Genomic DNA, 21,416 nt, shown 5'->3' with positions numbered 1-21,416 from the left:
TCGCAAATGCAAATGATAATAATTATCATTTGTTGATCTATTCTCGCATATCTATACATTGCTGTTCAAACCAATGAGTCTCATTGACAAGAGACAGATTAGCAGTGGATGTAGATAATGAATAAAACGTGCATTTCCTTGGCTGTATTAGCAAGCCTAAGCAACATCAGTTTCGCCGAAGAACAAGCGGCCACCCCTTCTGGGCAGGTTGACGAAGTGATCCAAGTTAAAGGGCGTACCTTTGTCGACTACAACCCTGACAGTGCTTCAGGGGCAATGCGATCCCCTATGGAGATATTAGATACACCACAGTCTATTTCAGTCATTCCAGAAATCGTTATGGACGAACAGCTCACCAGCACCCTAGGTGATGTACTGCTGAATGACTCCAGTGTCAGTGCCGGCTCAACCAAGTGGAATCGCCAAGTGTTCAATTTACGTGGCTTTGAAGCGTCTTCCGGTAGCGGTTACCTAAAAGATGGGCAGCAGGTTTGGTCTCATTTTGTTCACCCCATTGAAATATTGGAAAGGGTAGAAGTATTAAAAGGCCCATCTAGCATGCTCTATGGCCAATCCGCGCCAGGTGGCTTAATTAATATGGTCACCAAAAAGCCCACTTACCATACTGTTGCTAACCTAGGCTTTGACACCGATGAATACGGTAGCACTCGCTTTCAAGGTGACTTTGGCGGCGCACTCAACGAGTCCGGAACTTTGCGCGGGCGAGCGGTTATCGTAAAGCAAGACACTAACTCTTGGCGTCAATACCAAGACGGTTCAGACAATTCTAGAGACCGCGCCTTGGGTTCCTTCCAGTTAGAAGGCGATCTTGGTAACTGGGGTATGCTCAATGTTCATTATGACATCACCAAAGATAAAGCCGGAATCGACTCTGGTGGTTGGCTCGACGACGATGGTAACCTTATTGGCGGCAAAGACCGAGTTTGGGATATGCCATGGGCCTACACAGATAACGAAATCCAAAACTACGGTGCGGATCTCACCATTTATCTTGGCTCCGATTTTCAACTAAAAATGGGCGCTAACCATCAACTGTTTTATCGACAACGTTTCGATTCACTCCCGAGTGCCAGTTCCTACAATGTCGATCCAAACACGGGGGTAGAAACCTACACCATTAGCCCATTCGACCGTGAAGATGATTGGCAATACAAAACCTTTTATGTTGATTTAACCGGCGAGGCGCAAGCTTTTGGTGTTGACCATAACCTACTGGTTGGTTTCAACGGCGTAGATTATTTTTACCAAACCCGTCGCGACCGTGGCGCTGCCATGACCATTACCCCAGGTCAGCCTTTACCACCGGCACCGGATTTAGACTTTAACACGGTGGACAAAGGGGTGCCTTCAGAATACATCTACTACGGTGTCTACTTTCAAGACTTAATGACTCTGAATGAACATTGGCAAGTGCTCATAGGCGGCCGTTTCGACCAGTATCGCCAAGACATTAACGAAAGCGGCGATGGCTTAGGCGACAGCGACACTTTCTTGCCCCGTTTTGGATTGATTTATCATCCCAGTGAAAACTCTTCCATTTACGCCAACTATTCTGAAAGCTTCGAACCGAATACCATTGTGACGGATCAAGACGATTTGAACTTTGGTAAAAACTTGGATCCAGAGCTGTCTAAGTCCATTGAATTGGGTGCCAAAGTCGAATTGTTCAACGGTGGATTAATGCTAACCGCGGCGGCTTTTGATATTCGCAAAACCAACATCGTATTGACCTTGGATACCGAAAACCCAACCAAGCCCGAAGAAACCATTACCCTTCAAGATGGTGAACAAAGACATCGCGGTTTTGAAGCCTCTGCTGCCGGTCGCCTTTCAGAAAAGTGGTTTTTGATGGCCTCTGCCATGACCCTTGACGCCAAATACGTTGAGCACAACCTGTATCAAGATAATACCCCAATCGATGCGCCCAAGTTCAGCGCTAACGCCTGGGCTCGTTACTTGATGAGTGACAATCTGGCCTTTAATTTGGGTATGGTGCACGTTGGTGAGCGCTACGCCAACCTTGAAAACACCATCACTAAAGATGCTTACACGCGCTTTGATGCTGGCGCCTCATACCAATGGAAAATAAACGATTACCAAATGGATTTTCGAGTCAATGTAGAGAACCTTTTAGATGTTGATTATTTAGACGGCGGCTCATACAGCGATGTAACTGCAGGACAGGGGCGCTACTTCAAAGCCTCTGTATCCATGGCGTTTTAAAGGCTAATTGCATCAATGAAACTTAATGCAAAACAGTGGTTTAACTTTCATCACTATTTCGGATTCGTTTTCTCGATTTTACTGGCGTGGGTGTGCTTTACCGGCACCCTAGCCACCGTAAGCTACGAGCTACAATATATCTGGGACAGTAAGTATCGCGGCGTCAGCTCAGAGCCTTTTGAAAAAGTTAACTGGGTAGCGGCGGAAAACAATCTTCGTCAACAGTATCCCGGCTGGCAAATTCACGGGGGTAGAGTAAGGCCTCAAAGCTACCTCGCCGGTGAAATCTATTTGATAAAAGATGGCAAGACTCTTTACGTCTATTTTGATCAAGCGACCGGCGAATTAACCGGCGAAGGCAGTCCGTCACGAATTGCGAGCTTTTTGAAGCGCTTGCACGCCAATTTATCCATCCCCAAATGGGGCTCGATTATTGTTACGGCTACCTCAATCTGTCTACTAGGTTTGCTGATTACAGCCCCTTTTGTGTATCGAAAATGGTGGCAAGGGTTTACCAAACTGCCCAAACAAAAGCTTAACGCCAAGCGCTCTAGTTGGGCGGATTGGCACAAATGGCTTGGGTTAACCAGCTTTTGGTTCGTACTGATAATGGCATTGTCGGGCCTCTGGTACTTTTACGATGCCGTATCAAAGTTTGGACAAACTAAGGGACCTCGTGGTGGTTCTGCGCAAATAGAGCAGCCGGCAGAACAAGCTTCTCTGTTGTACCTCGATACAATACTAACCCGCGTTGAAGAAGCACGACCCGAGCTTGCGGTGACCCGTTTTTTCTATCCAAGAAACAGCAAGGCACGTTTTGTCGCGTGGGGGCAAGATGGCACAATATTGATTCGTGAACGGGCCAACACCGTTAACGTCGACGTTGAAACCGGTGAGGTTACCCGAGTCATCAAAGCCCAAGAGTTGCCGTTTTGGGATCGTCTAGACCACACCATGGACCCCCTGCATTATGGCAACTTTGGCGGATTAGAGGTAAAACTGATTTGGGTGGCTTTTGGACTCATTCTGACGTTCCTCTGCTTAAGCGGTATGCGCATGTGCTACCAACGCATTCAAAGGCACAATAACGGTCGTTTTGGCTGGCTTGGTTTGTGGGGCTGGGTATCGCTTGCCATCGTACTGGCGAGCATTTACTTAACTCTGCAATCGACAATGACGGAACGAAAAGCGACGCCGCCATACTCTCCCGTATTGACTGCGCCGCAATAATTGTTAAGGCCTCTTGCCCGCTTGGGTAAGAGGCTTTTTTGCTAACTCACTCGAACGACTTTAGCACCCAATCCTTGGAACTTGTCTTCGATGTGCTCATAGCCTCGATCTAAATGGTAAATGCGATCAACTATGGTGTTACCTTCTGCCATCAAGCCTGCAATAACCAAACTGGCGGACGCCCGCAGGTCGGTTGCCATCACTTGAGCCGCATTGAGTTTTTGTTGCCCTTCAATGATACAAGTTGACCCTTCTAAGCTCATTTTTGCACCCATACGACCTAATTCTGGCACGTGCATAAAACGGTTCTCAAAGATGTTTTCGGTAATGGTACCGCTGCCTTGAGCTAAACAATTCAACACACAAAATTGTGCCTGCATATCGGTGGGAAAGGCTGGATAAGGTGCGGTTTTAATGCTCACCGCTTGCGGCTGCTGCCCTTTCATATCCAATTCAATCCAATCGTCACCACAGCTGATCTCGGCACCGGCTTCTTCAAGCTTCGCCAAAACTGCATCCAACGACTTTGGATCGGCATGAGTACAGCGAATGGCACCTCGAGTTATGGCCGCAGCCACCAAAAAGGTTCCGGTTTCAATGCGATCCGGCATCACTCGGTAATTCACACCACTGAGTTTTTCTACGCCTTGAACGCGAATGGTGTCGGTACCTGCGCCGCTGATGTTGGCACCCATTGCCATCAGGCAGTTGGCTAAATCCACCACTTCTGGCTCGCGAGCGGCGTTTTCAATCACAGTCTCGCCATCGGCTAATACCGCTGCCATCAATAAGTTTTCGGTACCGGTCACACTCACCATGTCCATAAAGATATTGGCGCCTTTCAAGCGACCATCTACCCGCGCTTTAATGTAACCGTCTTCCACTTCAATATCGGCACCCATGGCTTTAAGGCCTTGGATGTGCAAATCAACCGGACGCGCGCCAATAGCGCAGCCCCCAGGAAGCGACACGTCAGCTTGACCAAAGCGAGCCAATAACGGCCCTAAAATGAGAATCGACGCTCGCATGGTGCGCACTAAATCGTAGGGCGCACAAAACTCGGTAATGCCTTGCGGTTTAATGCTGACTTGGTGGCCAGATTGCTGAACTTGAGCACCTAAACACTCAAGCAATTTGCAAGTCGTTGCAACGTCTCGAAGCTCCGGCACATTGCTTAATACGAAGTCATCTTCGGCTAACACCCCCGCCATTAAAATAGGAAGTGCAGCATTTTTTGCACCAGAAATTCTCACCGCCCCTTTTAATGGGCCGCTGGCGCTAATTTGTAATTTATCCAAAGTTCTATCCGTTAAAAATCTTTTCGCGCTTCCACTGAGCAGACGTAAAGGCTTTGATTGTAATAGCGTGTAACGTACCGTCTTGAATTTTCTCCATCAACGGAGCGTACACGGTTTGTTGTTGTTTAACTCGACTCATGCCGTCAAATTGGTCATCAACAACGATGATTTTGTAGTGAGTGCCTTCTTGTTTTACAACAATCTCTTCAGCCGTAATGGCGTCAGTTAAGATGGCTTTAACCTGTTCGCAATCCATTTAGCGATCCTATCGTTTCAATTATTGGTCAGCCGAGGCTGGATTAAAGGGCTCAGCTGAAAAAATGGGTAAGTCATAAAGGTTAGCAAGATCAATGAGCTGAGAGCTCACGCCGGTGAATGTTAACGCACCGCCTTGTTGTCCATACCAGTGCACCAGCAGCGCCACTCCGGCGCTATCAATAAAACTAACCTGACTGAGGTCGATACAGTCTACCGCGTTATCTAAGCGATAGTCATCCGTTTGCGCAAGTTTTGCTACCTGGCTCTGATTCAGCTCGCCCATTATCCGCAAACAGGTATCGTGTCGTTCGGTGGATATCATCAATTGGCCTTGCGCGTTTGTTTCGGGCGAATGTCGATATCACCTTTACTGGCAAGCTCTTCAATAACCTTGTCGATGCCTTCGCGACGAATCATCGCACCGATCTCGGACTGTCTTGAGGCCAGTAAACTGACGCCTTCTGCCACCATATCGAACGCTCTCCATTCACCGTTTTTTAAACGACGCGCTTTAAATTGCAGCTTAATGTCAGGACGCCCACTTTCCACAATATTGACCCCAACCGACACGATTTTTTGTTGGCTGAAATCCTGTGCTGGGGCAAAGGTTACCCGTTGGTTGGTATATTCAGTAAATGCTTGAGCATAGGTGGTAATCATGTAGTCACTGAAGGCTTCAACAAAGGCGTCTCGCTGAGGCTTAGTGGTTTGTCGTAAATAACGGCCAAGCACTTTGTAGGAAGCGTATGGGCCATCGACATAGGGCATCATCTCTTCGCGTACAATGACTTTCAGATGGTTAGGATCTTCTTTAATCAAAGCTTGGTCTTGATGAAAACGCTCAAAGGTTAGCTCTGACACTTGTTTCATCATTTCATAAGGGTCGTTGCGATTGACCTCGTCCGCCATTGCGTTTGAGCAAATAAGCGAGGCACACACAATCAAAACAAAGCTAAGGAAAGAATGTTGGTAACGGGAAAAATAGCTCATTAGTTTTTATCCGACTTCATGCTGTATAAAAATTGCCCTATCAAATCTTCAAGGACTATGGCTGATCGGGTGTCATGAATGGTATCGCCGTCTGTTAATAATTCGGTATCTTCATCAATAAAACCCGGCTCTAGGCCAACGTACTGTTCGCCCAACAATCCAGACGTCAAAATAGACACGCTGGAGTTTTCTGAAAAATCTCGGTAGCGGCCATCAAGACGCAAGGTGACTTTGGGAGACAACAATTGCCGGTCTAATTCAATGGCGCTTACTCGACCAACAACCACACCGCCCACTTTAACCGGAGAGCGGACCTTTAAACTGCCAATATTGTCAAACACCGCCTCAACCGAGTAACTGTCTTTCGATTGGCTCAGGTCGACATTGGCTACCTTAATGGTCAGCACCAAGAGTGCCCCGATACCTGCTAAGATAAAACCACCGACCAAAAGTTCCATTTGTTGTTTCGACATCTTGTTATTTCCCAAACATAATTGCGGTTAAGACGAAGTCTAGGGCTAACACCGCCAACGAAGAATGCACCACCGTTGCCGTTGTTGCCCGACTGATTCCTTCTGGGTTCGGTGTGGCGTCATAGCCCTTGTAAACCGAAATCCAGGTCACGACAAAAGCAAACACCGTACTTTTGATGATGCAATTCACAATATCTTGGCGCCACTCAACCGACGCCTGCAAAATGCTCCAAAAGGCACCACTGTCGATGCCTTTCCAATCCACCCCAACCAACTGACCGCCCCAAATACCAACGGCGGTAAACATTAAGGCTAGCAAGGGCATGCTGATCACTCCAGCCCAAAATCGCGGAGCAATTACTTGTCGCAGCGGGTCTACCGCCATCATTTCCATGCTGGATAGCTGCTCAGTCGCCTTCATTAAGCCGATTTCTGCGGTGAGTGCAGAGCCCGCTCGCCCGGCAAACAGCAGCGCCGTGACCACCGGGCCTAACTCTCTCAACAACGACAGTGCCACCATAGGCCCTAAACTTTCTTCGGCGCCAAAACCGACCAATATGGTATAGCCTTGTAGGCCAATGACCATGCCAATAAAGAGACCCGAAATCACGATTATGGAAACCGACTGCACTCCTAGTACGTACAGCTGTCGCACCAACAGGGGAAAGCTCTTTTTAGGCGTCGGTTTGGCGATGAGTGCCGACAGTAACATTAAGGTTGCTCGGCCAAGACTTGCAACCCAAGCTAAGGTGTTAACCCCTACTTTACGAATCCATTCAATCACCCTGTAGCTCCTTCATGTAGTCCTGTGCTTGCATGTGAAAAGGAACCGGACCATCGGCGCGCCCACGTAAAAACTGAACCAACTCTGGGTCCTGCCGTTGCTGCAATTGCTTGGGCGTTCCTTCGGCGATGATGCGTTTATCTGCAATTACGTAGACAAAATCGGCAATGGACAATACCTCATCAACATCGTGCGACACCACCACAGAGGTCAGCGAGAGCGCTTGAGTCAAATCTTTAATGAGTTTGACCAACACTCCCATGGAAATCGGATCTTGCCCAGTAAACGGCTCGTCAAACAGCACCAACTCTGGCTCTAAGGCAATGGCTCTCGCCAGCGCAGCTCGTCGTTGCATGCCGCCGGAAAGCTCTGAGGGCATGAGCTTGCTGGCACCACGAAGGCCAACCGCTTGCAGCTTCATTAGCACCAACTTTTCTATCAATTCGTCGGGAAGATTACTGTGCTCTCGCAACGGAAAGGCGACGTTGTCAAACACGTTCATGTCGGTGAACAGCGCCCCGCTTTGAAACAGCATGCTCATTCTACGTCGCACTTGGTAAAGCGTTTTACGATTTAGCTTATTTATGTCGTGGCCATCAAACCGCACTTCCCCCCTATCCGGAGCTAACTGACCACCCAGCAACTTCAATAAGGTAGTTTTACCAATACCTGAAGGCCCCATGATGGCGGTTACTTTGCCTTTAGGAATGGTCAGCGAGATGTCATCAAAGATGACCCGATCACCACGACTAAATCGTAACTGATTAACTTCAATTAATGGTGTTCCTTGACCCATTTTATTTCTCATTATGGCGGCCTAATAGCCGCATTCTAAAGCGGCAAACAGTGTATAAGTTTACGCTTTTTGCTAAGCGCGACACAAGTTTAGCGCTTCGATACTTCCAATTGTTTACTGAAACAGCGAAAATAGCCGATTCGATCATTTTGAACGGTTAATAATGTTAATTAACGTAGCTTTACTGATTGGCGGATTGCTGGCCCTCATTTGGAGTGCTGACCGATTTGTTTATGGCGCATCCGCGTTCGCTCGTAATCTTGGATTGCCGCCGCTACTTATCGGCCTAACCATTGTTGCCATGGGATCTTCCGCGCCGGAAATGTTTGTCGCGGCGACGGCTTCGCTTGATGGACGGCCAGACACCGCCATTGGCAACGTTATTGGCTCCAACATTGCTAACATCACTCTTATCTTAGGCGTTACGGCAGCGGTAAGAGCGGTCGCGGTAGACTCACGCACTTTGATGCGAGAGATTCCAATGATGCTTGGTGCCAGTTTACTCGCCGCATGGTGCATTTGGGACGGTTTCCTTACGTTTATTGAAGCAGGGGTGTTATTAGCCGGCTTTTTGCTGCTCATGAGCTACTTGATTTGGCATGCCTTTAGACAGCGAGAACATGCACCGGATGCTTTTGCTCAAGAAGCGGACGACGAAATTCCTGCCGACGTATCCACCAAGACGGCGGTATTTTGGTTGCTCATTGGTATCGTAATTCTGCCGTTGAGCTCTGACTGGCTCGTCACTGGAGCAGTGGGTATCGCCCATCATTTTGGCATGTCGGACTTAATGATTGGCTTAACCATTATCGCCGTTGGTACCAGTTTGCCGGAATTGGCCGCCAGCATTGCCAGCTTAATGAAAAAAGAAGACGATTTAGCAGTGGGCAACGTGGTTGGCTCAAATATTTTCAATATTCTAGCGGTATTGGCCATTCCTGGATTGATTGCGCCTAGCCAAATGGATGCCAATGCATCCGGTAGAGATTTGTACGTAATGCTCGCCACCAGCGGCTTATTAGCCGTATTACTTATTATGGGTGGCAAGCCGTTTAAGTTAAGACGTTGGCATGGCATATTGCTGTTGTCGTTATTCGTTGGCTATCAAACCCTTATATTTACCAGCCAATATTCAAGTTAATAAATCAGTTGGAGAGCATCGACCTATGGCGTTGCAGGACAAACAATTTACCGATTGGGGCAAACAGGTTGTCGATATCGAAAAGACCGCCTTGGATAACCTTTATCAATACATAGAATCCAGCGAGTTTGTAGCGGCCTGTAAAGCCATCTTAAAGGCTAACGGCAAAGTTATCGTGATGGGAATGGGTAAGTCCGGCCATATCGGCAATAAGATTGCAGCAACCTTGGCCAGCACCGGGACACCTTCCTTTTTCGTGCACCCTGGAGAGGCCGCTCACGGCGATTTAGGTATGCTGTCGGCAAACGACGTGGTCATCGCCATCAGTAACTCTGGCGAAGCCCATGAAATTCAAACCTTGATGCCGGTGATTAAACGCATGGGTTTGACCCTGATCGCGATGACTGGGCGTCCCAGTTCCAGTCTAGCCAGCATTGCCGACATTCACCTGTGCATTGAAGTCCCGCAAGAAGCCTGCCCGCTTGGTTTAGCCCCCACATCAAGCACCACTGCTACGCTGGTCATGGGCGACGCTCTGGCGGTTGCTCTGTTACAAGCTCGCGGTTTCACCGCTGACGATTTTGCGCTCTCACATCCTGGCGGCTCACTGGGGCGTAAACTGCTGTTAAAAGTGTCCGATATTATGCACAAAGGGGATGGCCTACCGCGAGTAACCCCAGACCAGTCCATTGCCACCAGCCTGCTAGAAATTAGTGCTAAAGGCTTGGGCATGACCGCCATCGTGAATGACCAACAGCAACTGCTGGGCTTATTTACCGATGGCGATTTACGCCGTGTTATTGACGCTGGTGTGGATTTGCGCAACACCCCAATTTCTGATGTGATGACCACCGACTGCGTTACCTTAAACGGCGACGTTTTGGCCGCTCAAGCACTAAACTTAATGGAGCAACACAACATCAATGGTTTGTTGCTAGTGGATGAAGAGCGGCGTCCGATTGGCGCATTAAACATGTTGGATCTGGTTAGAGCAGGAGTTATTTAATGAGTAAAAATACCTTATATGGCCCTGTAACTGACGAGGTTTGGAATGCCGCAAGCCAAGTTAAACTGCTAATATGCGATGTCGACGGCGTGTTTTCCGATGGCCGTATTTATCTAGGCAACAGCGGTGAAGAGCTAAAAGCCTTTCACACTCGCGACGGCTATGGGGTAAAAGCCCTGCAATCGGCCAATATCATCGTCGCGGTGATCACAGGGCGTAAATCAACACTTGTACAGCAGCGCATGACAGCCCTTGGGATTGAACACATTTACCAAGGTATTGAAGACAAGATTTCGGTTTACCAAAACTTAATCAGCGAGCTTAAATTACGCCGCGAACAAGTGGCTTATATTGGCGATGACTTAGTGGATTTACCGGTCATGCAAGAAGTCGGCTTAAGCGTCGCGGTAAACGATGCACACCCGATTGTGCGCCAACACTGTTTATTCACCACCAGCATTAATGGCGGTCATGGCGCAGTGCGCGAACTGGCCGATTTGATATTGCTCAGTCAAAATAAACTCGACGACGCCAAAGGATTAAGCATATGAGCCGAGTCACCATCATTACCTTACTCATGTTTGCCATTGCCACCGGTTTGTATTGGCAGGTGCAACAAAAACGGGCAGCGGATCAATCATCCGCCGATGATGGCACTTACCAACCGGATTTTGTTGCCACCGAGCTGAACTCTCGAGTTTACGACGAAGCGGGCAACCTAAGCAGTCGTGTTCACGCCGACAGCATGGAGCATTATCAAGCACTTAACTTAACCATTTTTGGCGCCCCTCGCTATAATGTGTTTCCAAATGAGGGCGGCTCGCAGTGGCAATTAAGCGCTAAAACCGGCACCTTAAATAACGACACTCAAAACGTTCTGCTTGAAGAGGGCGTGCTTATTGAGGCCATAAGCCCTAACGAGCCCATCAAGAACATTACCACCAGCTACTTGGAAGTTGACTTAAACAGTATGATAATGACTTCCAATAAAGCATTGTTTGTTGAGGGCGACGACTTCGACCTCACCGGAGTCGGTTTATTCGCCGACCTAAACGAAAATAAGGTCAATTTGCTCAAGCAAGTTGAAGGAACCTATCATGTTGAATGAGATTAAAAGAGCCGTTGTTTTTGCCGTGGCTTTTGGGCTATCGATACCGGCATTAGCCACTAGCGCAGATTACTTGCAAGAAGTAAAAATTCGTTCCAACACCCAAAGCGCCGACATCAATAAAAGTTTGATCATTTTTGATGGAGATGTAGTCGTTAAACAAGGCAGCATGGAAATTAAAGCGAATCGCCTCACGGCACAAACCAACGAAGATAAAACCGCTAAAGTACTTATTGCCACTGGGCAACCGGCCACCTACACTCAAATGATGGAAAACGGCCTACCGGCCAATGCTTCTGCCAATGAAATTCGCTACGATATTGCCAGCAACACCTTGGTGATGGAAGGCGAAGCAACCTTAGAGCAAACCGGTAACAAGGTTACTGGGCATCAAATTCGCTACAATATGGAAACCCAACGCATCATTGCTGAAGGCTCTGAGAACAGCGATGAGCGGGTTATTACCATATTGCAGCCTCAGCAGCTGGATCATGGCGATAAAACCCCACCTCAAGAACAGCAGCAGTCTGAGGAAAAGTAATTCATGAAAGTATCGACACTTACCGTAAGCAATGTTGCTAAGTCTTACAAAAGCCGCCAAGTGGTTAAAGATGTAAGCTTGCAGGTAAAAACTGGCCAAGTCATTGGATTGTTAGGTCCCAACGGCGCCGGTAAAACCACCACCTTTTACATGGTGGTGGGTTTGGTTAAAAGCGATAAAGGCCGCATCGTCATCGATGAAGAAGATCTAACGCTCGCGCCCATGCACGAACGTTCGCGCAAAGGCATAGGTTACCTGCCTCAAGAAGCGAGCATTTTTCGCAAACTGACCGTAGTTGATAACATTATGGCGGTGTTGGAAACTCGCAAAGAGCTGACTAAAAAGCAACGCCAAGATGAGCTGGAATATCTTCTGGAAGAGTTTCATATTACCCACATTCGCGACAACACCGGCATGAGTTTGTCCGGCGGTGAGCGACGTCGGGTCGAGATTGCTCGCGCGTTAGCGGCAAACCCCAAATTCGTGCTGCTTGACGAACCCTTTGCCGGTGTCGATCCGATCTCAGTTATCGATATTAAGAAAATCATCGAGCAGTTGAAATCTCGAGGGCTTGGGGTACTTATTACCGACCACAATGTCCGTGAAACCTTGGATGTATGCGAGCGAGCATACATTGTTAGTCATGGCGCTTTAATTGCCGAAGGGGCCCCTGAGGACATCTTGAACAACCAACAGGTTCGGGCTGTATACTTAGGCGAACAATTCAGGCTATAGTTAAAGGGTATGGGCAATTAGTTCCTACCCACAAATCCATGTTCATGACCCAGTAACGATAACAAGGATAACCGTTAGCAGCATGAAAGCGTCTCTCCAGCTAAAGCTGGGTCAGCAATTGACAATGACCCCACAATTACAACAAGCCATTCGCTTATTGCAATTGTCTTCTTTAGAGCTACAGCAAGAAATTCAAGAAGCGCTCGACGCTAACCCACTATTGGAGCAAGCAGACTCTCAAGAGAGCGTCGTCGATAGCCAAGATGACTCGGTAACACCGGTGAACAGCGCTAAGGACGAACCGCAACCCCTAGAGAGTGCTAGCAGCGCCCAAGCAACCGCTGACACCAGCACCGTAGAAACTAACGAAGCCCTCAATCAAGACTCCATCGCCGATGAGTTGCCAATGGATACCACTTGGGATGAAATGTATTCGGCATCCAGCGCGCCATCGTCGGCGCTCCCCCGTGACGACGACAAAGTATTCCAAGGCAGTACCAGCGACAGCTTAGATGCGCACCTCCTCTGGCAAATGCAATTAACGCCCTTTAGCGATCTTGACCTAGCCATTGCTACCGCCATTATTGACGCCATTGATGACAAGGGTTATCTAACCCAAAGCATCGACGATTTAGTTGAAGCGGTTGGCGATAGCGATGTGGAAGCCGAAGAGGTCGCAGCGGTCTTAAAGCGTATTCAGCATTTCGATCCCATTGGCGTGGCAGCTCGCTCATTGCAAGAATGCTTGCAAATTCAATTGAACCAATTCGCCAATGACACGCCCTCCCTCGATGCCGCCAAGCTATTAGTTTCAGAGTACATGGAATTGTTGGCCACTCGCGATTTTCGGCAACTGATGCGTAAAACCAAGCTCAAAGAAAACGAGCTTAAGCAGGCGCTTGATCTAATAAAAACTCTGAACCCTAATCCAGGTGCTATGATTCAAGCAGGAGACGATCAATACGTGGTACCGGACGTATCGGTTTCCAAAAAGAACGGTCGTTGGGTGGTGGAGTTGAATCCTGATAGCATGCCTAAAATTGGTGTTAACCAGCAATATGCGGCCATGGCCAACTCGGCTACAAGCAAATCCGACAGTCAATTTATTAAAGGCCATTTGCAAGAAGCCCGCTGGTTTATAAAAAGTTTAGAAAGTCGCAACGAAACCTTATTAAAAGTGTCCAATTGTATTGTTAAGTTCCAACAAGGTTTTTTTGAATATGGCGAAGAAGCCATGAAACCCATGGTACTGAACGATATAGCCGAGGCGGTTGATATGCATGAGTCAACCATTTCTCGGGTAACCACGCAAAAATACATGCATACCCCGAGGGGAATTTTTGAGCTTAAGTACTTTTTCTCCAGTCATGTTGGAACCGACGATGGAGGCGAATGCTCTTCGACGGCCATTCGGGCACTGATTAAAAAATTAGTAGCCGCGGAGAACCCGAAGAAGCCACTTAGCGACAGCAAAATGGCACAGATTCTAGCAGAGCAAGGCATTAAAGTTGCTCGACGTACCATAGCAAAGTATCGCGAAGCTTTATTAATTCCACCTTCAAACCAACGAAAAAGTTTGTAACGTCAGCATCAAGGAGTTGTTTTATGCAAATCAATTTAACTGGCCACCACGTTGAAATCACAGATTCTTTAAGAGATTATGTGGAAACTAAGTTTGCCAAGCTGGAGCGTCACTTTGACCAAATCAACAACGTTCATGTCGTGTTGAATGTGGAAAAAATGCAGCAAAAAGCAGAAGCCAATGTGCACTTACCCGGTGGTGAAGTTTTTGCAACGTCCGAACATTCCGATATGTACGCCGCAATCGATTCCTTAATTGATAAACTTGATCGACAAGTCATCAAGCATAAAGAGAAGTTAACTAGACACTAAGATGGAAATTAAGACCATATTGGTACCGGGGTGCGCACATTGCGCCACCCCAGGTAGCAAAAAGAAGGTGCTGCAACTCATCAGCGAACTTGCCGCCGAGCAAGCGCCAGAGCTAACACCTCAAGAAATTTTTGAAGCGCTACTAGCCCGAGAAAAAATGGGCAGCACCGGCATAGGGAACGGCATTGCCATTCCCCACGGAAAGCTTACCAACATCGACAAACCCATTGCGGTATTGGTGAAGTGCGAAGAACCTATTCAATATGACGCCATCGATAACCAACCGGTGGATCTACTGTTTGCTCTATTCGTTCCCAACGATGATGCTCAATTGCATTTAAAAACCTTGTCGCAAATGGCTGCAACCCTTACCGATAAACGCATCTGCAAACAATTACGACGCAGTCATACCGACGCCGAACTATATGAGGTGGTTTGCGAGCAATGAAATTGGTTATTGTGTCGGGTCGCAGTGGCTCTGGAAAATCATACGCTCTGAAAGTGCTGGAAGATTTAGGCTACTATTGCGTAGACAATTTGCCGCTGTCATTGATGCCAGCGCTACTGGAAGAACTTGATGGCCGTTGTGACAGCGTTGCAATTAGCATTGATGTGCGCAACCTCTCTATTAATTCCGACCAATTAGAATACCGACTCAATACCCTTAAACAGCAGTACGATGTCACCAGCTTCTACTTACACTCTGAAGATGAGGTTTTGCTGAAACGGTATTCCGAAACTCGGCGCCTGCATCCGCTTAACAAATACCAGTCGTCACTGATGAAAGCCATTAAGGACGAAAAATCCTTGTTGGCGCCCCTGGCGAATATTGCCGATCATTACGTTGATACCAGCAACCTAACCATTTACGACTTAAGTGACACCATTAGAGAAAACTTGTTTGGGGCGGTACCCAAAGAGTTAGTACTTACTTTCCTTTCGTTTGGCTTTAAGCATGGCTTACCTAGGGAGGCCGATTACGTTATTGATGTGCGTTTTTTACCCAACCCTCATTGGTTACCAGAGCTGCGCCCCCATACTGGCCTTGAGCAGCCGGTTATCGATTACCTCGATGAGCAACAAACCGTGCAAAAGCTGTATCAGCAAATGCAGGAGTTTATCCAAACTTGGTTACCTCAGTTGGAGCAAAATAACCGCAGTTACGTAACCTTTGCCTTTGGTTGCACCGGCGGCAAACATCGTTCGGTCTATTTAGCAGAAAAAGTCGCAAGCTTCTTTCAAGCCGGCAATCATAAAGTTGAAGTGCGCCATCGAGAACTAGAATGAGCGACCGACTGAGCGCTAAAGTCACCATATGCAATAAGCTGGGATTACACGCGCGCGCCGCTACCTTGCTGGCGAAATTAGCGGTTCAATACGACGCCAACGTTACCCTTAAGCAAGGCAATAAAACCGCATCGGCAGACAGTGTACTTGGCTTGCTCATGCTCGAAAGCGGTTTAGGTAAAGAAGTGGAGGTTATTGCCACGGGACCTCAAGCTCAACAAGCGCTTACCGACGTATGTCAGTTAATACAAGCCCGTTTCGACGAAGCCGAATAACCCTCAGTTATCCACATCCGACCTGATATTTCATTTTATTTAAGATAGACTTAGCCAAGCATAGGCAAAGGCGAAAGTTGATGGCACTCGACGTACTCGATACACAAACCAGCGAAGAACAACTGCTTCAGGTCAACCAAGCCTTAAGCAGCGGTATGTTCGTGCACGTACGCCAAATGCTGCACCACATGGCCTGTGCCGACGTCGCTTTTTTGTTGGAATCGTCCCCAACCAAGACCCGTATGGTGCTTTGGCAAATGGTGGATCATGACCAACAAGGTGAAATTCTTGAAGAGCTGCCAGAAGACGTTAAAGACAGCTTAATCAGCCAAATGAGCGCCGAAAGCTTAGCGTCTGCGACCGCCGGCATGGACACCGATGACTTGGCTTATATCCTGAGAAGTTTGCCCGATTCTGTGTATCAAGAAGTGCTGCAATCCATGGACACTCAAGATAGACACCGGGTTGAGCAAGCGCTGTCTTATCCTGATGACACCGCCGGCAGTCTCATGAATACCGACACCGTGGCCATTCGTCCAGACATCAGTGTGGATGTCATTTTGCGGTATCTGCGCATACGCGGCGAACTGCCAGAAGCTACCGATACCTTGTACGTTGTGGACAAGCGAGACAAGCTATTAGGGGGAGTCGCCATTACCACCCTGCTCACCTGTGACCCCAACATCACCATCAAAAAATTGATGAACCAAGAGCTTGAAGCCATCCCGGTGGATATGGAAGACAGTAAGGTTTCCATGCTGTTTGAGCGTCATGATTGGGTATCGGCACCGGTCATTGATAACGACGGTAAGTTGCTTGGGCGAATTACCATTGACGATGTGGTGGATGTTATTCGTGAAGATGCGGAACACTCCATGTTGAGTATGGCGGGTATGGAAGACGACGTGGATACCTTTGGGCCTGTGTTCAAAAGTACCCTGCGCCGCAGCTTGTGGCTTACGGTCAATCTATTCGCTGCTTTGTTAGCCGCCTCGGTAAGCAGCATGTTTGAAGGCACCCTAGAGCAATTCGCCACCATCGCTATTTTGATGACCATTGTGCCGTCAATGGGCGGCGTTGCCGGTAACCAAACCCTCGCTCTGGTGATCCGCGGTTTGGCGCTAGGCCACATTGGCGATTCCAACGCCCGTTGGCTCATCGGCAAAGAGCTGGCCATTGGGTTTCTAAACGGCCTTATTTGGGCCTTGCTCATTTTTGTGGTGGTTTGGCTATGGAAAGGCGAAGTGTCGTTTGCCATCCTTATCAGCGGCGCCATGCTGGTGAACTTAACCGTGGCAGGATTAGCCGGTGCTGCCATTCCGCTGTTACTGAAAAAGCTGAATATCGACCCAGCCCTCGCCGGTGGAATGGCGCTCACCACCATCACCGACGTTATCGGTTTATTTGCCTTTTTAGGGCTGGCGACCTTAGTGCTGTTGTAACTCCGTCTTTTGTAAACTAGTTACCGGCAATTTTCATTGACTCAACTAACACCGCACCGGTGCCAATGGCTGAGCGAGTCTCTCGCTCATTATCAATAGCCACAATGTTGGCGAACATGTCTTTCAAGTTAGCGGCAATGGTGAACTCTTCCACTGGGTATTGAATCTCACCGTTTTCCACATAGAAACCAGCGGCACCGCGCGAGTAATCGCCGTTCACTGTGTTTACGCCCTGCCCCATGACTTCGGTGACTAATATGCCTTTATCCATTTGTTTTAAGATTTGCTGAAAATCAACGCCAGTATCTTGAATGTGCCAGTTATAAATACCACCAGCATGACCTGTGGTCTGCATGCCCATGCGACGCGCTGAGTAACTGGTAAGCAAATATTGAGCGAGTACGCCGTCAGTGATGATATCGGCTGGCTTAGTGGCCACTCCTTCACTGTCATAGGCCGCACTGCCTAAGCCGCCTTTTATCCATGGATTCTCATGAATGTTAAACCAGCTAGGAAAAACAACTTCCCCAAGTTTATCCAATAAAAAGCTCGATTTACGGTATAGAGCCCCACCACTGATGGCGTGAACCAAATGACCAATTAAGCCAGTGGCCACTTCTTTTTGAAACAGCACAGGCAAGGTTTGCGTCTCTAACTTGCGCGCGCCCAAATGTGATAACACTTTTTCAGCGGCTCCTTGACCCACTTGCTCTGGGGTCCACAGCTCATCAAAGCGACGGGCTGACGTGTAGTCATAATCCCGTTGCATCTTGCCGTCTTGCTCAGCAATGGCAACCATGCTGATGCCATAACGGCTGGTAAGCTTGCCGTGCAAAAAGCCATGGCTATTACCATACACTTTAAGGCCGGTATGTGCCGATGCATGGGCACCGTCTGAATGCTCAATACCAGCATCCATCGCCGCACTTTCTGCTCTAATGGCTAATGCTTGCAGTTGCTCCGGCGTAAAATCTTGCGGATGGCATAAATCCAGATCTTTCGGGTCCGTTGCCATGAGCTCGCTATCAGCTAGGCCGTTGGCCTCGTCAGCTTGCGTGTATTTAGCAATACTAAATGCCGCTTTAACCGCTTGTTCTATCGCTTCAGGACTTAGATCCGATGTGGAAGAAGTGCCTTTGCAGCCATTTAGGTACAAACTAATGCCCAGCGCACCGTCTTGATTAAATTCAACCGTTTCCACTTCTTTCATGCGGGTACCCACCGACAACCCCTGTTGTCGGCTAATGGCCACTTCCGCCTGATCGGCGCCAAGAGTGGTCGCTTGCTCTACGGCAACCGCGACGGCCTGCTTTAGGCGCTCCAATTCACTGTCCAACTTTTGCTGAGTCACAGCTTATCTCCAATAGCAATTTGCGATAAGCATAACAGAAGTAACGCGTTTCTTTTCACCTAACACGCAAAATACCGTTATAAACTGTTAATATAAGCAAACTGTTCTATTAGTTATTGAGAAATTTATCATGAAGCCTTTTTCGGATAAGCCGGAACAAGAGCAAGAGCCTGAGTTTGTCAGCAAATCACAGCTTAAGCGTGAATCAGAAGCCTTGCAGAAAATCGGCTTAAAGCTGGTTAACTTAGCGCCGGCTAAACTGGCGAAAGTACCGCTAGAGCCCATTCTTGCAGAGGCCATCGAATTGGCGCATCGTCTTGAGAAAAAGCACGAAGCGAAACGGCGCCATATGCAGTACATTGGCAAAATCATGCGCAATATTGAAATCGAACCGATAAAACAGGCGCTTTATGAGATAGAAAACGAGCACGCCATTAACAATGCGAAGTTTCACGCCATTGAGCAGCAGCGAGATACATTGATCGCTGAGGGCAATTCCGCCGTTGAACAATTGCTCAGTGAACATCCTGAATTAGATAGACAGCGATTGCGTAACTGGGTTCGCCAAGCCAATAAAGAGGCAAGCACCAACAAACCGCCCAAAGCGAGTCGTGAACTGTTTAAATACCTACGCGAGCAGTTACTGCAAGAATAAGTTGATGGAGAACCAAAGTGGTTAACATTAAAGACGTCTGGCAAGAAATTAAGAGCCAAGTAGTATTACAGTCGGAAAAAGAGCCCTTTCTGGCGAGTTACTTTCACTCCAGTATTATTGGCCACGACGACTTAGGCGCCGCCTTAAGCTATATGCTGGCAAATCAATTGGGTGACAGCAACATGCCGGCCATTACCTTAAGAGAAGTCATTCAAACCGCTTATGCAAAACATCCTAAGTTGGTTGAATGCGCTGGCTTCGATATTTGTGCAGTGAAAGAGCGTGACCCGGCCATTGACCAATGCGCCACTGTGCTGCTGTACCTAAAGGGCTATAAAGCGTTACAAGCCCATCGCATCAGCCATTGTTTGTGGAAAAACGATCGTCGAGCCCTCGCCTTATATTTGCAAAGCCGTGTATCAGAAACCTACGGCGTCGATATTCACCCAGCCGCAACCATTGGCAAAGGGGTTATGTTTGACCACGCCTCCGGCATCGTCGTCGGTGAAACCTGTGTCATCGAAGATAATGTATCGATTTTGCAATCGGTAACCTTAGGGGGTACCGGCAACGAAAACGGTGATCGCCACCCTAAAATTCGACAAGGCGTTATGATTGGTGCCGGTGCGAAAGTACTTGGCAACATTGAAATTGGCGAAGGTGCTAAAATTGGTTCGGGTTCTGTGGTACTGAGTCCAGTTGCCCCCCACACCACGGTCGTCGGCATTCCAGCAAGGGTTGTCGGCTCGCCATCAAGCTCAATGCCTGCGCTCGATATGGAGCAAAACGTCCTCAAAGACTAAAATTCTCGGTCATTAGACCAGTATTTTGCTGCGATTGTCGTCGAAAACTCTATAATGGTGCAAATGTGCGCGTTAGTTCACAAGCTAACGCGCATTTGCTTATGGACTATACGTGCTTTGCACGTTAGCATCATGTTAGCCAACGAGTTGCCGAGGATAGCTACAAAATGTCGAACAATCAGCAAGTTCTGCTTCTTAATGGTCCTAATCTAAACCTATTAGGAACTCGAGAACCGCAACATTACGGAACGCTAACCCTAGACCGCATTGTGAGCGACGCTCAAGCCAAAGCCGACAGCTTAGGTTTATCGTTAACTCATGTTCAAGCTAACGCCGAGCATCAACTCATTGAAGCAATACACAACAGCGACGCCGATTTTATTGTGATAAATCCGGCGGCGTATACCCACACCAGTGTCGCCCTGAGAGACGCGCTCACCGGTGTTGGAATACCTTTTATCGAAGTGCACCTATCTAATGTTCACGCCCGCGAACCGTTTCGCCAACATTCCTATTTTTCGGATAAGGCCGTCGGCGTAATTTGCGGGCTGGGTGCGCAAGGTTATCAATTTGCCCTAGTGGCTGCAGCGCAATATTTGCAGTCAGCTAACAACCAACAAGACTGAGAGAATCGTTATGGATATTCGTAAAATTAAGAAACTGATTGAATTAGTTCAAGAGTCCGGCATTGCCGAGCTGGAAATCACCGAAGGCGAAGAGGCGGTACGTATTTGCCGTCACGGTCAAGCGGCTCCTGCTACCCAAGTCATCCAGGCACCGGCGGCAGCCCCTGCAGTAGCTCCTGCTCCAGCAGCCGTTGCAGCAGCGCCAGCAGAAGCTGCGCCAGCTGCAGTATCGGGACATACCTTGAAATCGCCAATGGTTGGTACTTTTTATCGCGCCGCAACCCCAGGCTCTGCACCCTTTGTAGAAGTTGGCCAAAAAGTGAATGTTGGTGACACCTTGTGCATCATTGAAGCCATGAAAATGATGAATCAAATTGAAGCCGACAAAGCCGGTGTTGTTAAAGAAGTTCTTATTGACAATGGCGAGCCAGTAGAGTTTGACGAACCTTTGTTCATCATCGAATAAATAAGAAGGCTAGC

Annotated in this window: 26 protein-coding genes; 18 read left to right on the top strand and 8 right to left on the bottom strand. The window is 48.1% G+C overall.

Annotated features, from left to right (window positions below; all coding sequences use genetic code 11):
* Positions 1-117: 117 nt before the first annotated feature.
* Both CLC91_RS00830 and CLC91_RS00825 read left to right on the top strand, forming a co-directional pair.
* Positions 118-2,244, top strand: coding sequence for a TonB-dependent siderophore receptor (locus CLC91_RS00830; RefSeq protein WP_095499817.1), 2,127 nt, complete (start codon positions 118-120; stop codon positions 2,242-2,244).
* Positions 2,245-2,259: 15 nt separating this feature from the next.
* Positions 2,260-3,474 carry a PepSY-associated TM helix domain-containing protein gene (locus tag CLC91_RS00825; RefSeq protein WP_095497059.1) on the top strand — a complete coding sequence of 405 codons (1,215 nt, stop codon included), beginning with the start codon at positions 2,260-2,262 and terminating at the stop codon, positions 3,472-3,474.
* Between the two features lie 41 nt (positions 3,475-3,515).
* On the opposite strand, the gene murA is transcribed toward CLC91_RS00825, so the two are convergent.
* Genes murA through mlaF form a run of 7 tightly spaced genes read right to left on the bottom strand, consistent with a single transcriptional unit; the run spans position 3,516 to position 8,085 of the window.
* The gene (murA, locus tag CLC91_RS00820) at positions 3,516-4,772 is read right to left on the bottom strand and encodes a UDP-N-acetylglucosamine 1-carboxyvinyltransferase (protein WP_095497058.1); all 1,257 of its coding nucleotides are present in this window, start codon (positions 4,770-4,772) and stop codon (positions 3,516-3,518) included.
* 4 nt (positions 4,773-4,776) lie between these two features.
* Positions 4,777-5,028: a BolA family protein gene (locus CLC91_RS00815; RefSeq protein ID WP_095497057.1), complete on the bottom strand. Its 252-nt coding sequence runs from the start codon at positions 5,026-5,028 to the stop codon at positions 4,777-4,779.
* 21 nt (positions 5,029-5,049) lie between these two features.
* Entirely contained in the window at positions 5,050-5,352 is a 303-nt protein-coding gene (locus CLC91_RS00810; protein WP_095497056.1) for an STAS domain-containing protein, read from the bottom strand.
* Positions 5,352-6,020 (bottom strand): MlaC/ttg2D family ABC transporter substrate-binding protein, encoded by a 669-nt coding sequence (locus CLC91_RS00805; RefSeq protein WP_095497055.1) that lies wholly within the window; start codon positions 6,018-6,020, stop codon positions 5,352-5,354. The genes CLC91_RS00810 and CLC91_RS00805 overlap by 1 nt, the downstream gene beginning before the upstream one ends.
* The gene (gene mlaD, locus CLC91_RS00800) at positions 6,020-6,493 is read right to left on the bottom strand and encodes an outer membrane lipid asymmetry maintenance protein MlaD (protein ID WP_095497054.1); all 474 of its coding nucleotides are present in this window, start codon (positions 6,491-6,493) and stop codon (positions 6,020-6,022) included. The genes CLC91_RS00805 and mlaD overlap by 1 nt, the downstream gene beginning before the upstream one ends.
* Positions 6,494-6,497: 4 nt before the next feature.
* Complete coding sequence (gene mlaE, locus CLC91_RS00795) at positions 6,498-7,277, bottom strand: lipid asymmetry maintenance ABC transporter permease subunit MlaE (protein WP_095497053.1); 780 nt, start codon at positions 7,275-7,277, stop codon at positions 6,498-6,500.
* Positions 7,270-8,085, bottom strand: a complete 816-nt coding sequence (mlaF, locus tag CLC91_RS00790) for a phospholipid ABC transporter ATP-binding protein MlaF (RefSeq protein ID WP_233132549.1) — start codon at positions 8,083-8,085, stop codon at positions 7,270-7,272. Before mlaF ends, mlaE begins: the two co-directional genes overlap by 8 nt.
* Positions 8,086-8,236: 151 nt before the next feature.
* Here mlaF and CLC91_RS00785 point away from each other — a divergent pair, with 151 nt between their 5' ends.
* The 12 genes from CLC91_RS00785 to mgtE all read left to right on the top strand — a co-directional run bounded on the left by CLC91_RS00785 (position 8,237) and on the right by mgtE (position 17,501).
* On the top strand, positions 8,237-9,214 hold the full coding sequence (locus tag CLC91_RS00785) for a calcium/sodium antiporter (RefSeq protein ID WP_095497051.1): 978 nt from the start codon (positions 8,237-8,239) through the stop codon (positions 9,212-9,214).
* A 25-nt stretch (positions 9,215-9,239) separates the two neighbouring features.
* Positions 9,240-10,220: a KpsF/GutQ family sugar-phosphate isomerase gene (locus tag CLC91_RS00780; RefSeq protein WP_095497050.1), complete on the top strand. Its 981-nt coding sequence runs from the start codon at positions 9,240-9,242 to the stop codon at positions 10,218-10,220.
* Positions 10,220-10,771, top strand: a complete 552-nt coding sequence (gene kdsC / locus CLC91_RS00775) for a 3-deoxy-manno-octulosonate-8-phosphatase KdsC (protein ID WP_095497049.1) — start codon at positions 10,220-10,222, stop codon at positions 10,769-10,771. The genes CLC91_RS00780 and kdsC overlap by 1 nt, the downstream gene beginning before the upstream one ends.
* Positions 10,768-11,328 (top strand): LPS export ABC transporter periplasmic protein LptC, encoded by a 561-nt coding sequence (gene lptC / locus CLC91_RS00770; protein WP_095497048.1) that lies wholly within the window; start codon positions 10,768-10,770, stop codon positions 11,326-11,328. Before kdsC ends, lptC begins: the two co-directional genes overlap by 4 nt.
* The gene (gene lptA / locus CLC91_RS00765) at positions 11,318-11,869 is read left to right on the top strand and encodes a lipopolysaccharide transport periplasmic protein LptA (RefSeq protein WP_095497047.1); all 552 of its coding nucleotides are present in this window, start codon (positions 11,318-11,320) and stop codon (positions 11,867-11,869) included. Before lptC ends, lptA begins: the two co-directional genes overlap by 11 nt.
* Positions 11,870-11,872: 3 nt before the next feature.
* A complete protein-coding gene (lptB, locus tag CLC91_RS00760) occupies positions 11,873-12,604 on the top strand; it encodes an LPS export ABC transporter ATP-binding protein (RefSeq protein ID WP_095497046.1) in 732 nt (243 codons plus the stop codon).
* 82 nt (positions 12,605-12,686) lie between these two features.
* On the top strand, positions 12,687-14,186 hold the full coding sequence (locus CLC91_RS00755) for an RNA polymerase factor sigma-54 (protein WP_095497045.1): 1,500 nt from the start codon (positions 12,687-12,689) through the stop codon (positions 14,184-14,186).
* A 23-nt stretch (positions 14,187-14,209) separates the two neighbouring features.
* Positions 14,210-14,497 (top strand): ribosome hibernation promoting factor, encoded by a 288-nt coding sequence (hpf, locus tag CLC91_RS00750; RefSeq protein ID WP_095497044.1) that lies wholly within the window; start codon positions 14,210-14,212, stop codon positions 14,495-14,497.
* 1 nt (position 14,498) lies between these two features.
* Positions 14,499-14,945 carry a PTS IIA-like nitrogen regulatory protein PtsN gene (ptsN, locus tag CLC91_RS00745; protein WP_095497043.1) on the top strand — a complete coding sequence of 149 codons (447 nt, stop codon included), beginning with the start codon at positions 14,499-14,501 and terminating at the stop codon, positions 14,943-14,945.
* On the top strand, positions 14,942-15,784 hold the full coding sequence (gene rapZ, locus CLC91_RS00740) for an RNase adapter RapZ (protein ID WP_095497042.1): 843 nt from the start codon (positions 14,942-14,944) through the stop codon (positions 15,782-15,784). The genes ptsN and rapZ overlap by 4 nt, the downstream gene beginning before the upstream one ends.
* Positions 15,781-16,059: an HPr family phosphocarrier protein gene (locus CLC91_RS00735; RefSeq protein ID WP_095497041.1), complete on the top strand. Its 279-nt coding sequence runs from the start codon at positions 15,781-15,783 to the stop codon at positions 16,057-16,059. The genes rapZ and CLC91_RS00735 overlap by 4 nt, the downstream gene beginning before the upstream one ends.
* Before the next feature lie 80 nt (positions 16,060-16,139).
* Positions 16,140-17,501: a magnesium transporter gene (mgtE, locus tag CLC91_RS00730; RefSeq protein WP_095497040.1), complete on the top strand. Its 1,362-nt coding sequence runs from the start codon at positions 16,140-16,142 to the stop codon at positions 17,499-17,501.
* A 16-nt stretch (positions 17,502-17,517) separates the two neighbouring features.
* On the opposite strand, the gene pmbA is transcribed toward mgtE, so the two are convergent.
* Positions 17,518-18,852, bottom strand: coding sequence for a metalloprotease PmbA (pmbA, locus tag CLC91_RS00725; protein WP_095497039.1), 1,335 nt, complete (start codon positions 18,850-18,852; stop codon positions 17,518-17,520).
* A 130-nt stretch (positions 18,853-18,982) separates the two neighbouring features.
* Here pmbA and yjgA point away from each other — a divergent pair, with 130 nt between their 5' ends.
* The 4 genes from yjgA (at position 18,983) to accB (ending at position 21,402) form a co-directional block, all read left to right on the top strand.
* Positions 18,983-19,507, top strand: a complete 525-nt coding sequence (gene yjgA / locus CLC91_RS00720) for a ribosome biogenesis factor YjgA (RefSeq protein WP_095497038.1) — start codon at positions 18,983-18,985, stop codon at positions 19,505-19,507.
* 26 nt (positions 19,508-19,533) lie between these two features.
* Positions 19,534-20,310: a serine O-acetyltransferase gene (gene cysE / locus CLC91_RS00715; RefSeq protein ID WP_198950901.1), complete on the top strand. Its 777-nt coding sequence runs from the start codon at positions 19,534-19,536 to the stop codon at positions 20,308-20,310.
* 167 nt (positions 20,311-20,477) lie between these two features.
* A complete protein-coding gene (aroQ, locus tag CLC91_RS00710; protein WP_095497036.1) occupies positions 20,478-20,936 on the top strand; it encodes a type II 3-dehydroquinate dehydratase in 459 nt (152 codons plus the stop codon).
* A 10-nt stretch (positions 20,937-20,946) separates the two neighbouring features.
* A complete protein-coding gene (gene accB / locus CLC91_RS00705; protein WP_095497035.1) occupies positions 20,947-21,402 on the top strand; it encodes an acetyl-CoA carboxylase biotin carboxyl carrier protein in 456 nt (151 codons plus the stop codon).
* Positions 21,403-21,416 lie beyond the last annotated feature (14 nt).

The sequence above is a fragment of the Paraferrimonas haliotis genome, assembly GCF_002282895.1.
Taxonomy (GTDB): Bacteria; Pseudomonadota; Gammaproteobacteria; order Enterobacterales; family Shewanellaceae; genus Paraferrimonas; species Paraferrimonas haliotis.
The sequence above is the reverse complement of the archived record's forward strand: the minus strand, read 5'-3'. Positions and strand labels throughout refer to the sequence as shown.